Genomic DNA, 13,616 nt, shown 5'->3' on the forward strand with positions numbered 1-13,616 from the left:
AGGCAATTGCCTTTTTGATATAATTTTAAGTCAACATAAGGGGGAAACAGAGTGAAAAAGTTATTAACCATGCTCATGGCAGCAATGCTTGTGTTCACGATGGCTGCATGTACCGCCAACGATAATGCAGGTAAAGAAAAAGAAGGAAACGAAAGTGGGGAAAAAGGGGAGGAAAAGGTCCTTTACCTAAACAATGGCCAGGAACCAACTTCCTTTGACCCGCCAATCGGTTTTGATTCTGCATCTTGGAACGCTTTGAACAATCTGATGGAAGGTCTTACACGCCTGGGGAAAGACCATCAGCCAGAAGCGGCAACTGCAGAAAAGTGGGTTGTATCTGAAGATGGTAAGACATACACATTCCACATTCGTGAAGATGCAAAATGGTCCAATGGTGACGATGTAACAGCAAAAGATTTCGAATTCGCCTGGAAGCTCTATTGGATCCTTCAACTGGTTCAGCTGCAGCTTTCCTTGGTTATTTCATTGAAGGCGGAGAGGAATTCAACAGTGGAGAGGGTTCTGCTGACAATGTAAAAGTAAAAGCAGTAGATGAAAAGATGTTTGAAGTTACTTTAACAAGCCCGCAGGCATATTTCTTAAGTGTCATTGCCAACCCGGCATTCTTCCCGATCAATGAAAAAGTTGCGAAGGAAAACCCTGAATGGTTCTCCGAAGCTGACTCATTCGTAGGCAACGGACCATTTAACCTCGCAAGCTGGGAGCATGACACAAAATTCGTCATGGAAAAGAACGACCAGTACTGGGATGCAGAAAACGTAAACCTTGACCGTGTTGAGTGGGCAATCGTTGACGACACAAACACTGAGTATCAAATGTATCAGGCTGGGGATTTGGATGTTTCAGATGTTCCAGCAGAGTTAAGTGATAAGTTGTTTGAAGAAGGAAAGGTACAGGTTGAAGATCAGGCAGGAGATTATTTCTACCGCTTCAATGTTACAAAAGAACCGTTCCAGAATGTAAATATCCGTAAAGCCTTTGCACTTGCTGTTGACCAGCAAAAGATTGTTGACTTTGTTACAAAGAACAAAGAAAAAGCTGCATATGGATTTGTTTCTCCTGGATTCCAGGATCCATCAGGCAAGGACTTCCGTGAAGTAAATGGAGATTTCAATAAAACTGATGTAGAAGAAGCTAAAGCATTGTTGGAAAAAGGAATGGAAGAAGAGGGTTATACCGAGCTTCCTGAAGTTACTCTGACATACAGCACAAGCGATGTACACAAAAAGATTGCAGAAGCTTTACAGCAAATGTTCAAAGAAAACCTTGGTGTTGAAGTCAAGCTTGCGAACATGGAATGGAACGTATTCGCGGAAGAACAGAAAGCACTAAAGCACCAGCTATCCCGCAGTTCATTCCTTGCTGACTATGCTGATCCAATCAACTTCCTGGAAAACTTCCAGACTGGCCACTCCATGAACCGTACTGGCTGGGGCAATCCGAAGTATGATGAGCTAATTAAACAAGCAAAGAATGAATCTGACGAAGCAAAGCGTTTTGACTTAATGTATCAGGCAGAGAAGATTTTGTTTGAAGAAGCACCAATCTTCACTGTTCACTTCTACAACCAAGTTTATCTTCAAAATGAAGCTGTATCTGATGTTGTCCGCCATCCGGTAGGATACCTTGAATTAAAGTGGGCAGATAAGAAGTAATGTTTCTAAGAAAGAGGTGTTCATCTTGGAACACCTCTTTCTTACTAGTACATACCATTTTAAAATATCCTTAATACATATGAATCTTCTTTTTGCGGCAAAGCTGGCCTGTTGCTATTACCCAAAATGATCCGTCAGGTGCATTTAGGGCAAAGCAAGGCATTTGCACTTACCCAAAATGATCTGTGAACTGCATTTAGGGCAAAGCAAGGCATCTGCTATTACCCAAAATGATCCGTGAACTGCATTTGGGGCATAGCAAGGCATCTGATGTTCGGGCAGAGCAGGTATCTAACTATATCACATGAGCTCTTAAAGTAGTCAGTAAAATTATTATGTCTACTTGAAAACTATAATAAAAGGGAGTCGATTGAAATGACAATGAAGCCCAATCGTCTGAAAAAAGGAGATACCGTGGCGGTCATAGCGCCAGCGAGTCCGCCTAATAAAGAAAATTTGAAACGCGGCTTAAAATTTGTTGAGGATTTAGGGCTCAATTATAAATTAGGAAAATCACTTTATACTGAATATGGCTACCTTGCCGGGAATGATGAAGAGAGACTGGCAGACTTACATGAGATGTTCCTTGATGATGATGTCAAAGGAATCATTTGTGCTGGCGGCGGTTATGGCACAGCGCGAATTGCGTCAGCAATAGACTATGATGTTATTAAAAATAATCCTAAAATCTTTTGGGGCTACAGCGACATTACCTTCTTGCACACTGCAATCAGGCAGCAGACAGGATTGGTAACTTTCCATGGTCCAATGCTTGCTTCGGATATTGGAAAAGAAGGGGCTAATCAAATTTCCAAGGATACGTTCCAGCAATTGTTTACACCAGCAGAGCTAAATTATTCTACTGAACTCTCGCAAATTGAAGAACTGGTCCCAGGATCCGCAGAAGGATCATTAGTTGGCGGAAACCTCTCGCTTCTTTCAAGCTCTATGGGCACACCATTTGAAATTGATACAGAAGGCAATATTCTGCTAATTGAAGACATTAATGAAGAGCCACGGGCTGTAGACAGGATGCTGAACCAGCTGTATATGGCTGGCAAGCTGCAGGAATCAGCGGGGATCATTGTCGGAGACTTTAATAACTGCGTACCAGAAAGAGAACTATCTTTAACTCTTGAAGAGGTTATCGACCATTACATTAAACTTGCCGGTAAACCGGCTCTCAAAGGATTCAAAATCGGGCATTGCTCCCCTCACATTGGTGTGCCACTCGGGGCGGCTGCATCCATGAATACCAAAGAGAAAACGTTATTTGTTGAGAGCGGGATCAAATAGAACCAAAGGAGATATGTTTATGATTATTGAAAAAATCGAGACATTCCGTAATGCTGTCCCTTTGAAAAAGCCATTTAAAACCGCACTCCGTACAGTTACTGTAGCTGAAGCCATTTTTGTTAAAATAACCTGTGATAATGGGATTACCGGCTGGGGAGAGGCACCGCCTACATTGGTCATAACAGGGGACAGTCTCGTAAGTATCGAGGGTGCAATCAATGACGTCATCAAGCCGTTTTTATTAAAAAAGAATCTATTGAACTTTGAAGCCATTTTCCAGGGGTTAAAAACCATCCTTGTTAACAATACCAGCGCAAAAGCAGCCGTTGATATGGCATTGTACGACTGTATCTCGCAAAATTGCTGCCTTCCGCTCTATCAATTCCTTGGAGGCTACAGAAACGAGATTGAAACCGATTTTACTGTAAGTGTGAACAGCCCTGAAGAAATGGGTGAGGATGCTTTTGGTTATGTCAGCAATGGGTTCAATGTACTTAAGGTTAAGGTAGGAATCGGTGAGAGCGAAACCGATATTGCCAGGATCCAGGAAATCCGCAAAAGAATAGGCAATGATATTAAAATTCGGCTCGATGCGAACCAGGGATGGAAACCGAAGGATGCAGTCAGGGCGATCCGAAAAATGGAGGACCTTGGACTTGATATCGAGCTGGTTGAACAGCCAGTTAAAGCGGAAGATCTGGATGGTTTGAAGCAGGTTACTGATTCAGTAGATACTTTAATAATGGCTGACGAGAGTGTTTTTTCACCCAAACAGGCATTTGAGGTGATTAGAAGAAGAAGTGCAGACCTTATTAATATTAAATTAATGAAGTCTGGCGGAATTTATCAAGCTCAAATGATTAACCAAATGGCTGAAACCGTAGGGATAGAATGCATGGTTGGAAGTATGATTGAAACACGGCTGGGGATTACCGCTGCTGCCCACTTCGCAGCAAGCAAGAAAAACATCACACGTTATGATTTCGACGCGCCATTAATGCTGGCAAATGAAGCGATCTCAGGCGGAATAAAGTATAATGGTAGAAAAATCACACTTCCGGACCAACCAGGTCTTGGAATAGAAAATGTCCTTTCAGAAGGAGGAATTTCAGATGGAAAGCAATAATATTTGGCTCGTCAATGTCCCTGTGGCAACTTTGTGGACTTCACATGATTCAGCGAGGGAAATCGACAGGGACGCAATTTCCGGTAACCTGAATTTAGATAAATGGCTTGAAAAGCTTACTTATGAGCCACGACTCCAATTGTGCGATGATAATCTGGTTCAATCACAGGTTTTATTTGGTCAGGAAGTCTTGGTCATTGCTGAAGTGAATGATTGGGCACATGTTATTGTCCCAGACCAGCCATCCGGAAAAGATCGTCGTGGATATCCAGGATGGATCCCAAAAGATCAACTGATTCAACAATCAGATTGGTATATCAAGCAGGGACCTGCAGCAGTCATTACCGCTAAAAAAGCCCTTCTATATTCCGAAAAAAACGAAAAGCTGATGGAATTGAGCTACCAGACCACATTGCCAATCGTGGAGGATATAGTCGATCGAATCCGCGTTAAAACACCAACTGGTATTGGCATCTTAAGAGATGAGGATGTAACTGTTATTCCATCTCATAATGAAATTCCTAAGAAGAATGGGGCGGCAATCGTCGCTGCTGGCGAACAATTCCTCGGATTGCCATATCTTTGGGGCGGAATGAGCAGCTATGGCTATGACTGCTCGGGTTTCAGTTATAATATGTGCCTGGCGAACGGCTATATCATTCCGAGGGACGCCCATGAACAGGCTGCTGCGGGTAAAGAAGTACCAGTGTCCGACATCCTGCCAGGCGACTTGCTCTTCTTCGCTTATGAGGAAGGAAAAGGCAGCATCCATCATGTCGGTATTTATTATGGTGACGGCAAGCTTCTGCATTCACCGAATACTGGCAAGAATATTGAGATCATTTCTTTAAAAGGGACAATTTACGAAAAAGAACTCTGTGCAGCGAGACGCTACTGGATTGATACGGAGGAATAAATATGGAAAATGAAGTTTTATTAAGTGTAAGAGATTTAAAGAAGCATTTTACTATGGGTAAAAATGAAATCCTTAAAGCAGTAGATGGCATTTCATTCGATATATATAAAGGCGAGACCTTTGGCCTTGTTGGGGAATCTGGATGCGGAAAATCAACGGCCGGCAGAACAATGATTGGACTTTATGACCGGACAGATGGAGAAGTTGTTTTTAACGGCAAAGACGTGCATTCGCTTTCGGAAAAAGAAAAATTTCAGTTCCATAAGCAGATGCAGATGATTTTCCAGGATCCATATGCCTCATTAAACCCACGTTCTACGGTAAAGGAAATTATATCTGAACCTATGGAAGTACATGGGCTGTTTCCAAACAAAAAAGAACGCTCTGAACGAATTTATCAGCTCTTGGAAGATGTAGGGTTGAATCGTGACCATGCGAACCGTTATCCACACGAGTTCAGTGGCGGGCAGCGTCAGAGAATAGGAATTGCAAGGGCACTTGCGCTTGATCCGGATTTTATTATAGCGGATGAACCGATTTCAGCTCTTGATGTATCAGTCCAGGCACAGGTCGTAAACCTGCTGAAGCGTCTTCAGGAAGAAAAGGGATTGACTTATCTATTCATTGCTCACGACCTTTCCATGGTTAAGCAAATCAGCGACCGGATTGGAGTTATGTATCTTGGGCATATCGTAGAGCTCACGGCTAGTAACCAGCTTTACAATAAACCGCTGCATCCATATACTCAGGCCTTGCTGTCTGCCATCCTATACCGGATCCGGATGTGGAGGATAAGCGGGAGCGTATCATCCTGCAGGGAGAACTGCCAAGTCCAATGGATCCGCCGAGCGGCTGTGTCTTCAGAACCAGATGCCAGCACGCTATGGACATCTGTGCCCAGAAGAAACCTGTCTGGCAGGAGATCGACAAAGACCATTATGTTGCCTGTCATTTATATGATGAACATGTAGAAGGAAAAGATAAAAAAGAAATGCTTGTCAATATCAGATAAGGAACAGAATAGCCATGAAAATAGAAGAATTAAGAGATAGACTATCGAATGAACTCGCTGGGTGTAAGGGCCGGGCGAGTTTGTTTTTGGAGATTGAAGGAGAAATAATAGAAGTAAACAGCCAACAGGTTTACCAGTCTGCAAGTTTGATAAAACTGCCGATATTAATCGAGGCTTTGAGACAGATTGAAGCAGGTAAGCTGCAAAAAGACAGACTCGTGACTATTAAAGAAAGTGACAAGATCGGAGACACGGGAGTTCTCCAGGCTATGAAAGTCAAGCAGCTGCCAGTCGAGGATTTGTTGTCACTTATGATCATTGTGTCGGATAATTCGGCTACTAATCTATTGATTGATTTAATAGGGATAAATTCAGTCAATTCTACTATATCCAGAATCGGAATGAAGAACTCGATATTGCAGCGTAAAATGTTGGATTTCGCTGCCATCCAATCCGGACACGATAACTTTACGTCCGCAGCAGACATCGCATTGTGCCTGAAAGAAGCTGTTGCTGGAGGGGCTTTAAATACACACTCGAAAAACACATTCTTTTCGTTCCTCTTGCAACAACAATTTAAAGAAAAACTGCCATTTTATATGGATGATGCTCTATTAAAAATCGTAAATAAGACAGGAGAACTTCCCGGAGTCGAGCACGATTGCGGTATTATAACATACGGTAAGAAGCAGGCATTTATTGTTGTGTTGATTGATGGACTTTCGGAAACCGAATCAGGAAAAACGACCATCCGACAGATTGGGAAGCACATAAACCGCTTTATAACAGGTATTTCGACAGAATCTAACCATATGTGATAGCTTTCGATATTGAAGTGATATCAAATGCTAGCAATCTAATATCATGAGTTTAATAAAAATTTCTTAGAGGTTTAGCAGGTAATAATTCCAATTCTTTTATTGAATAACAAAATCAACAGAATTAGAATAATTATTGTATCTATATTGATTTTGTAAGGAGAAATAAGATGACGGTAAAGGAAAGCAGAGAGGCGATTTCCGCAGATGCAGCATCTGCCAACAATTTATCACCCTATTTTGTTTGCATACATAAAAATTCAATCATCATTTCTATAGATGAAGGCGGTACTCAGTTGCTCGGGTACAAATACCCAGGTGAAAAAATAGGGAACTCAATATTTTCCTTTTTATCAAGCACCAACCAAGAAACAATCACAACCAGAATTGCTGCCATCGAACAAGGATCGATTTTGCAAGGTAGTATAATGAGTTTCGTAATTAATGGTATTCCAATGGATTTCCATGTTAGTTCTGAAAACACCATATATAATGGAGAATCGGCAATCAAGACTTGCCTACGCTTTATAACGCCCATGACCATTGATAACAATTACTTGGAAGAGAACGGCTCACTTATTCTTAGCTCAAATAAAGGAATTGTCATCACCACTCCAGATGGAATGATTCAGGCCGTTAGTGATTCTTTTACTCGATTGACAGGCTATCTTAAGGAAAATGTCATTGGCAGAAATCCGCGAATATGGAAATCGCATAGCTACACGCCGATTTTTTACAAGAGGATGTGGGATTCTATTTTAACCAGGGGATGCTGGGAAGGCGAGTTATGGAACAAGCGTAAAGATGGCAGCCATTATTTAATGAAGGTAAATATCTTTTCAATTTTGAACAAAGACAGCGATCTGGTGAATTACCTTGCTGTCTATACTGACCTTACAGAAGTGGAAATGCTGTCCCAGCAGCTCAAAGAACGCGAGGAACAGTTCAGGACGCTCGTTGAACTATCTCCGAATGCGATCATTCCCTCGCAATTTGATAAGATTGCCTATGCCAATCCACACACTGAGGCCTTATTTGGAGCAAATTTGAAAGAGGTAATTGGTAAACCTGTGAGTTCTTTTTTCAGCGAGCATCCGAATATAGCTTCTAAAATTGATTTTAATCAAAAGTCTGTAATTAGTTTTGAAGAGCAGTTGAAAAAGGGAGATTCATATATAGATATTGAAGTATCTTCTTCTTTGATTACGTATCAAGGAGAAAAAGCTGTTTTAACTGTTATAAAGGAAATTACAAAGCGTAAAAGCATGGAAAGAGCTTTGCGTGAAAGTGAAGAGCAGTATCGCTTTATCGCTGAAAATTCATCAGATATGACTGGAAGGCTTTCAAGTGAAGGAATTATTATTTATATATCTCCTTCAAGCAAGGGAATTCTGGGGTACAGAAACGATGAATTGTTTGGAACAAATATTTACGAGAAAATTCATCCCGAAGATCGCCAAAGCTTGCTTGGGCAATATGGAAATCCTAAGGAATTAAGCGGCATAGTAACATCGAGCTACAGGATGCTGCATAAAAACGGCGGATATATATGGGCTGAAACTACAGTCAGACCGGTGAAGGACAAATCAGGTAAGGCTTCAGGAATGATGTTCGCCACAAGGGATGTAAGTGCTAGGAGAACCATTGAAAATCAGTTAAGAGAAAGTAATTCACTCCTGAGAAAGCTTTCCTCTCTTGATGGATTGACCGAAATCTATAACCGGCGGGCCTTTGACGAATTCCTTAAGACAGAATGGGCTTTCGCTTGCAAGCATCAAACGCCAGTATCCTTGCTTCTTCTGGATATCGACTACTTTAAAAAATATAATGACACATATGGGCATATCCAGGGTGATGAATGTTTGAAATCAGTTGCCCGCGAGCTTGAACGATTTTTCCATGAAAAAGGTTATTTCGCTGCAAGATATGGGGGCGAAGAATTCGCTGTTGTCCTGCCAAATACGGATGCGCAAAAAGCATCACAGTTAGCTGAGGGTTTCCAGTCAACCATCCTGGAGATGAAGATTGAACATGCAAACTCCAAGGTAAGTGAAATCGTTACAATCAGTATTGGTGTATCATGTGTCAAGCCTTCGGATCCAGAAGAAATGAAGCAGATACTCGAATTTGCGGACCGGGCGCTTTACAAAGCTAAGCAAAACGGCCGAAATCGAATTGAAGTATGTGAAAGTGCGCAAAATAAACAGTTCTAAGCTAATTAACAGGCACCATCGTCTGCAGAACGATGGTGCCTTTGCTTTTTTACAGAGCTTTTTGCGCTAATTTTACTTTCTCTTGGTCAACGCTATATTTTAGAGACCACATTAAGAACAAGCTTCCGAAAGCAATATACATGATCCCGCCGAACATCCCCACCAATCTTGGGTTGAACCATTCCAGTGCTAGTCCTGTAAAGAACATCGAGAACCCGATGAAAGTATTGGACAGCATACTCGTGATACCGAAATACATTCCGTGCCATTTTGAAGGAATAGTATCCATTGCCACCGTGTCGAGAAGTGTGTTGCCGACTCCGCTGAACACTGCGGTCATGCCAAATAGTGCAGCGGCCAGCCAAAAGGATTTTGTCTGGCTTATCTCGTCAAGAAAAATCCTTCGCCAATAATACATATAAAAGAAAATAATAGAAATCTATTTTGGATCATCCTTGTTAATAATGGGCTGATAATCAACCCCAGGCCCAGAACGCTGTAAAAGACGCCCACTCCCAGATCAGCTTTTTCAAACGTCTCGACGGCATACACGCTTATTAACACATTTTCAATTCCATTAATCAGCGGGATAATAAGCTCGAACATCATTAATAACAACAGGAAAGAGGAAGCCGCAATAATGGGCAGCAGTTCAGTATACTTTTCATGATTTGGTTTAATGATCAAGTCATTTTCTTTCTTAGCCTCAAGGGAAGGCAGTGTCGATAAAATCCAGCCAGCGGCAAGGAAGGATAAAATATTTAGCAGAAATGCTGCTTTCGCTCCCAGAAAAATATGAGACAATCCCGCCGCTTAATGCTCCAATTACTAATACAAATCCAATTAATACTTGTTCCCAGCCATTTATATCTTTTAGTGATTTCGAGGAAACCATGGCAGGGATGCTTGATTTTCTAATGGGTGAATAAATGGCTTCTCCGGAGGCCAACAGGAAGGAGGCAGCATAGACAATCCACATATCATCAGGATTATCGACCGCTAGAAAAGACAACGCTATGACCGCTCTGGCTAAGTCGGTAACGATCATGATTTTTTTTCTTCCGTATTTTACTCCGAGGCTGCTGCTCAAAGGGCTGAAGAATAAAAATGGAATCATCCTGAGAGCCATTGTGATCCCGACAGAGAAGCCTGAACCAGTCATTTGCAGAATGAGTGCCAGCAGCGCCACCTGGCTGAACCGGTCACCAATGCCATTAATTATTCCAGCGAAGAAAAGTTTCCGGTAGGATTTCTCCAGACTAAATGTTTTAAACATAGTGTCCTCCATCAATCTAATTATATATATATCTAATTAGATTATAGTCTAATCGATTAGTGAAAGGAAATGTTTCTTTTTCGCTGGCTGGGGTTGCGTCTATCATATGGTAAATTTCTTGCCTAATTTTAATGAAAAATGTATTCATAAAAAGTAAAATGCTATATAATGATTTTCGTATTTCCGAAGTTTTGATTTCAAGATGCTATTTCTTTATGATACAGGGGGAATGATGGATGAAAATGAGAGTTTCCGCAGTCCAATACCAACTTCACACGATCAGGTCGTTTGAAGAGTTCGCTCAGCAATGTGAGCATTATGTTAAAACAGCACAGGAATATGGTTCTGAGTTTATATTGTTTCCTGATTTCTTCACTACTCAATTGTTATCAATCGGCAGTGAACAGGGTACAAGGCTGACCATCAATGAACTCCCTGGTTTTACTGAACAATATTTAAACCTGTTCCAGAATTTCGCTTTGGAAACAGGGATGCATATCATCGGCGGAACACATGTCATCGCTCGAGCGGGAAAGCTCTATAATGTCGCTCATATGTTTTACCCGGATGGCAGAATCGTCGAGCAAGCGAAGCTTCATATTACACCCACTGAAGTAATTGAGTGGGATATGAGTGCAGGAGAGGATTTCAGGGTATTTGATACAGTGAAAGGACGCATCGCGATACTAACCTGCTATGATATTGAGTTTCCTGAAATCGTAAGGATGGCTAAAGCAAAAGGTGCAGATGTCATTTTCGTTCCTTCCTGTACGGATGACCGCCATGGTTTCCATCGTGTTCGCTATACGAGCCATGCAAGGGCCATTGAAAACCAGGTTTACGTCGTTTTGACAGGAACAGTAGGTGCATTGCCTACAGTTGACTTTATGCACGCTAACTTTGGCCAGGCGGCAGTGATAACGCCTAATGATATCCCTTTCCCGCCAAAAGGGCTTCAGGTCGAAGGGGAACTTAATGATGATATGGTGGTTACTGCTGACCTGGATTTGGAACTATTGTACGAAGTTCGTGAGCGGGGTTCGGTCACTACATGGCGTGACCGCCGCACAGATCTCTATCCAGACTGGGAACAAGCAGAAAAAATCTAGAACGATAAGGAGCATTCTTCATGGAATATATCCGCGTGAACAGTATTGATGATCCACTTTTTGCAAAGCTCCATAATTTAATGAAGGAAGTTTTTCCTCCGGAGGAAGTATTGGAGTTTGATTTATGGAAAGTACCACTCGAAGATCCGAGCATCAGGGTTTTTGTTGCTGTACATGAGAATGAAGTGGCCGGAGTAACCGAATACCGCTATTATCCTGACTGGAATATTGCGATGACTGATTTTACCATTGTTGGTAGACCTGGATTAAGTCTTGGGAGATTCCTTGCATTTAAAAGAATGGAAGACCTACAGAAACTTGCTGGTGAACAAGGGGTAGAATTGTTTGGAATGTTCGCAGAAATTTATGATCCGTACCGGAAGACAGATCATGATTTTGGCGGTGTAAAAACGATGGACCCGTTTGTAAGGCGCGAAGTATTATCTCACCTTGGGTATAAACGTCTGGATTTGAAATACGTCCATCCATCATGGGAAAATGACGGAGTAGCAGTAGAGGGACTTGATTTATGCTTCATGCCAGCAGATGAGCATACTCATGAACTACCAGCAGCGTTAATTACAGAGTTCCTTACCACGTATTATTCCGTTCTCGAAAAGAAGCCAGAGGAGTGGAATAAGATGGTGAATCAGCTGAATAATAAAAAAAACGTGGCATTGTTGCCATTATAAAGTGCAGACCAGCAGTGATCCTTTACTGCTGGTTTTTTCTTTCGCAAAATCATTTGCAATTTTTAAAAATAGGTCACAAGATTTGTTTCCGCCGATAAGATTTTCTATAATTAACCCTTGACTACATAATTGGAAGGAGCCATCATATGGAATCTTTAAAAGGGAAAACAGCGCTAATCACGGGTGCTGGCAGAGGTATCGGCCGGGCAGCTGCTATAGCTTTGGCGAAAGAAGGCGTAAATATTGGCATGATTGGGCTGACACTTGCCAATCTGGAGAAGGTTACAAGTGAACTTGAGGAGTATGGGGTGAATGTTTCAGGAGCTGTCGCTGATGTATCTGACATTGAATCTGTACAGCACGCTGTTGAGCATGTAACAGAAGAAATCGGCCCTATAGATATACTGATTAATAATGCAGGAATCGCAAAATTCGGCGGCTTTCTCGAACTGGAGCCGCAGGAGTGGGAAAAAATCATCCAGGTTAATTTGATGGGCACATATAATGTGACTCGTGCGGTCCTGCCAGGGATGATTGAACGGAAGACAGGTGACATAATTAATGTTGCGTCAACTGCAGGGCAAAAGGGAGCGCCGGTAACAAGCGCATACAGCGCATCAAAATTCGGAGTGCTTGGGTTGACAGAATCATTAATGCTTGAAGTCCGAAAGCATAACATCCGTGTCAGTGCGCTTACACCAAGCACTGTAGCTACTGATCTGGCCATTGAGTCAAACTTAACAGATGGCAATCCGGAAAAAGTCATGCAGCCAGAAGATTTGGCTGAGTTAATGGTAGCTCAGTTAAAATTGAACCGCCGCGTTTTCATCAAGACAGCTGGAATGTGGTCAACAAATCCATAATCATTCAGAGGGTAGAACCAACTAAGGTTTTATCCTCTTTTTTTTATAAAACTAAACAAAAACTGAAGTGTCTTCCTGACAAAGACACTCACAATCAGTGATAGTACCTGGTACTAATTAGTTGGAAGAATACCGCTAAAATATGCTGTTCCAGCCACCGGAACGGCTATTATTATATTAAAAAACGACACTACTATTTTAGTATAACTTCAGAAAAACAATAAAAAACGGCCTAAGCCGTTTTAAAAAGCATATTGGAATATCCCATAATAAAGGGGCAGTACAAATATCAATCCACTCAGTTTAGCTGCAAGCGGCATCGGTTCTTCCTCTTCTTCGAGGCCAAAGTCCCCAGCAAAACGTTCTGTGAAGAATATGGTGAAAATCACATCCCAAAGGAGGCCGAAAACGAAGACAATTTTCCATACTAGAGGAGTAAGCATTTCTGTTTCTGTCACATATCCAAATAAACCAAGCCAAGTGATGATTGAAAAGACAAAATCCAGCCTGGTGACATTGTTTTTATATTTCCCTTTAATCAAAAACCAAATTGCCGTCGTCCCCATAAACCCTAAATACATTAACCAAAAAATCAGTCATTTTCTTACCTCGTAATCAT

The 13,616-nt window shown here is 41.7% G+C and carries 12 protein-coding genes and 2 pseudogenes; 10 read left to right on the forward strand and 4 right to left on the reverse strand.

Annotated features, from left to right (window positions below; all coding sequences use genetic code 11):
- Window positions 1-51: 51 nt before the first annotated feature.
- From JCM21738_RS05510 to JCM21738_RS22250, 7 genes and pseudogenes are all read left to right on the forward strand, one after another.
- A pseudogene (locus JCM21738_RS05510) lies at window positions 52-1,676 on the forward strand (peptide ABC transporter substrate-binding protein).
- A 375-nt stretch (window positions 1,677-2,051) separates the two neighbouring features.
- Complete coding sequence (locus tag JCM21738_RS05515) at window positions 2,052-2,972, forward strand: S66 peptidase family protein (RefSeq protein ID WP_023614172.1); 921 nt, start codon at window positions 2,052-2,054, stop codon at window positions 2,970-2,972.
- A 19-nt stretch (window positions 2,973-2,991) separates the two neighbouring features.
- Window positions 2,992-4,098, forward strand: coding sequence for a mandelate racemase/muconate lactonizing enzyme family protein (locus tag JCM21738_RS05520; RefSeq protein WP_023614173.1), 1,107 nt, complete (start codon window positions 2,992-2,994; stop codon window positions 4,096-4,098).
- Window positions 4,085-5,014 carry a C40 family peptidase gene (locus tag JCM21738_RS05525; protein ID WP_023614174.1) on the forward strand — a complete coding sequence of 310 codons (930 nt, stop codon included), beginning with the start codon at window positions 4,085-4,087 and terminating at the stop codon, window positions 5,012-5,014. Before JCM21738_RS05520 ends, JCM21738_RS05525 begins: the two co-directional genes overlap by 14 nt.
- A 2-nt stretch (window positions 5,015-5,016) precedes the next feature.
- Window positions 5,017-6,026: pseudogene (locus JCM21738_RS05530) on the forward strand (ABC transporter ATP-binding protein).
- Between the two features lie 14 nt (window positions 6,027-6,040).
- Window positions 6,041-6,844, forward strand: coding sequence for a serine hydrolase (locus JCM21738_RS05535; protein WP_023614176.1), 804 nt, complete (start codon window positions 6,041-6,043; stop codon window positions 6,842-6,844).
- 170 nt (window positions 6,845-7,014) lie between these two features.
- Window positions 7,015-9,057 carry a sensor domain-containing diguanylate cyclase gene (locus JCM21738_RS22250; protein WP_023614177.1) on the forward strand — a complete coding sequence of 681 codons (2,043 nt, stop codon included), beginning with the start codon at window positions 7,015-7,017 and terminating at the stop codon, window positions 9,055-9,057.
- Between the two features lie 49 nt (window positions 9,058-9,106).
- Here the strand turns inward: JCM21738_RS22250 and JCM21738_RS22255 are convergent, their stop codons facing one another.
- Genes JCM21738_RS22255 through JCM21738_RS22265 form a run of 3 tightly spaced genes read right to left on the reverse strand, consistent with a single transcriptional unit; the run spans window position 9,107 to window position 10,333 of the window.
- Window positions 9,107-9,388 (reverse strand): hypothetical protein, encoded by a 282-nt coding sequence (locus tag JCM21738_RS22255; RefSeq protein ID WP_148296061.1) that lies wholly within the window; start codon window positions 9,386-9,388, stop codon window positions 9,107-9,109.
- Between the two features lie 50 nt (window positions 9,389-9,438).
- The gene (locus JCM21738_RS22260) at window positions 9,439-9,744 is read right to left on the reverse strand and encodes a hypothetical protein (RefSeq protein ID WP_052019574.1); all 306 of its coding nucleotides are present in this window, start codon (window positions 9,742-9,744) and stop codon (window positions 9,439-9,441) included.
- A 19-nt stretch (window positions 9,745-9,763) separates the two neighbouring features.
- Window positions 9,764-10,333, reverse strand: coding sequence for an MFS transporter (locus JCM21738_RS22265; protein WP_023614179.1), 570 nt, complete (start codon window positions 10,331-10,333; stop codon window positions 9,764-9,766).
- 236 nt (window positions 10,334-10,569) lie between these two features.
- On the opposite strand from JCM21738_RS22265, the gene JCM21738_RS05550 reads away from it, so the two are divergent.
- From JCM21738_RS05550 to JCM21738_RS05560, 3 genes are all read left to right on the forward strand, one after another.
- Entirely contained in the window at window positions 10,570-11,442 is an 873-nt protein-coding gene (locus tag JCM21738_RS05550; protein ID WP_023614180.1) for a carbon-nitrogen hydrolase family protein, read from the forward strand.
- Between the two features lie 20 nt (window positions 11,443-11,462).
- Window positions 11,463-12,134, forward strand: coding sequence for a hypothetical protein (locus JCM21738_RS05555; protein ID WP_023614181.1), 672 nt, complete (start codon window positions 11,463-11,465; stop codon window positions 12,132-12,134).
- Between the two features lie 146 nt (window positions 12,135-12,280).
- Complete coding sequence (locus tag JCM21738_RS05560) at window positions 12,281-12,997, forward strand: 3-ketoacyl-ACP reductase (RefSeq protein WP_023614182.1); 717 nt, start codon at window positions 12,281-12,283, stop codon at window positions 12,995-12,997.
- A gap of 242 nt (window positions 12,998-13,239) precedes the next feature.
- Here JCM21738_RS05560 and JCM21738_RS05565 read toward each other — a convergent pair whose 3' ends face one another.
- Entirely contained in the window at window positions 13,240-13,563 is a 324-nt protein-coding gene (locus tag JCM21738_RS05565; RefSeq protein WP_148296063.1) for a hypothetical protein, read from the reverse strand.
- Window positions 13,564-13,616 lie beyond the last annotated feature (53 nt).

It is taken from the genome of Mesobacillus boroniphilus JCM 21738 (assembly GCF_000517385.1).
In the GTDB taxonomy this organism is placed as follows: domain Bacteria; phylum Bacillota; class Bacilli; order Bacillales; family Cytobacillaceae; genus Mesobacillus; species Mesobacillus boroniphilus.

Excerpts from the sequence above, each read along its gene's own strand:
- JCM21738_RS05515 (WP_023614172.1), top strand. The coding sequence starts at position 2,052 with ATGACAATGAAGCCCAATCGTCTGAAAAAAGGAGATACCGTGGCGGTC.
- JCM21738_RS05520 (WP_023614173.1), top strand. The coding sequence starts at position 2,992 with ATGATTATTGAAAAAATCGAGACATTCCGTAATGCTGTCCCTTTGAAA.
- JCM21738_RS05525 (WP_023614174.1), top strand. The coding sequence starts at position 4,085 with ATGGAAAGCAATAATATTTGGCTCGTCAATGTCCCTGTGGCAACTTTG.
- JCM21738_RS05535 (WP_023614176.1), top strand. The coding sequence starts at position 6,041 with ATGAAAATAGAAGAATTAAGAGATAGACTATCGAATGAACTCGCTGGG.
- JCM21738_RS22250 (WP_023614177.1), top strand. The coding sequence starts at position 7,015 with ATGACGGTAAAGGAAAGCAGAGAGGCGATTTCCGCAGATGCAGCATCT.
- JCM21738_RS22265 (WP_023614179.1), bottom strand. The coding sequence starts at position 10,333 with ATGTTTAAAACATTTAGTCTGGAGAAATCCTACCGGAAACTTTTCTTC.
- JCM21738_RS05550 (WP_023614180.1), top strand. The coding sequence starts at position 10,570 with ATGAAAATGAGAGTTTCCGCAGTCCAATACCAACTTCACACGATCAGG.
- JCM21738_RS05555 (WP_023614181.1), top strand. The coding sequence starts at position 11,463 with ATGGAATATATCCGCGTGAACAGTATTGATGATCCACTTTTTGCAAAG.
- JCM21738_RS05560 (WP_023614182.1), top strand. The coding sequence starts at position 12,281 with ATGGAATCTTTAAAAGGGAAAACAGCGCTAATCACGGGTGCTGGCAGA.
- JCM21738_RS05565 (WP_148296063.1), bottom strand. The coding sequence starts at position 13,563 with ATGGGGACGACGGCAATTTGGTTTTTGATTAAAGGGAAATATAAAAAC.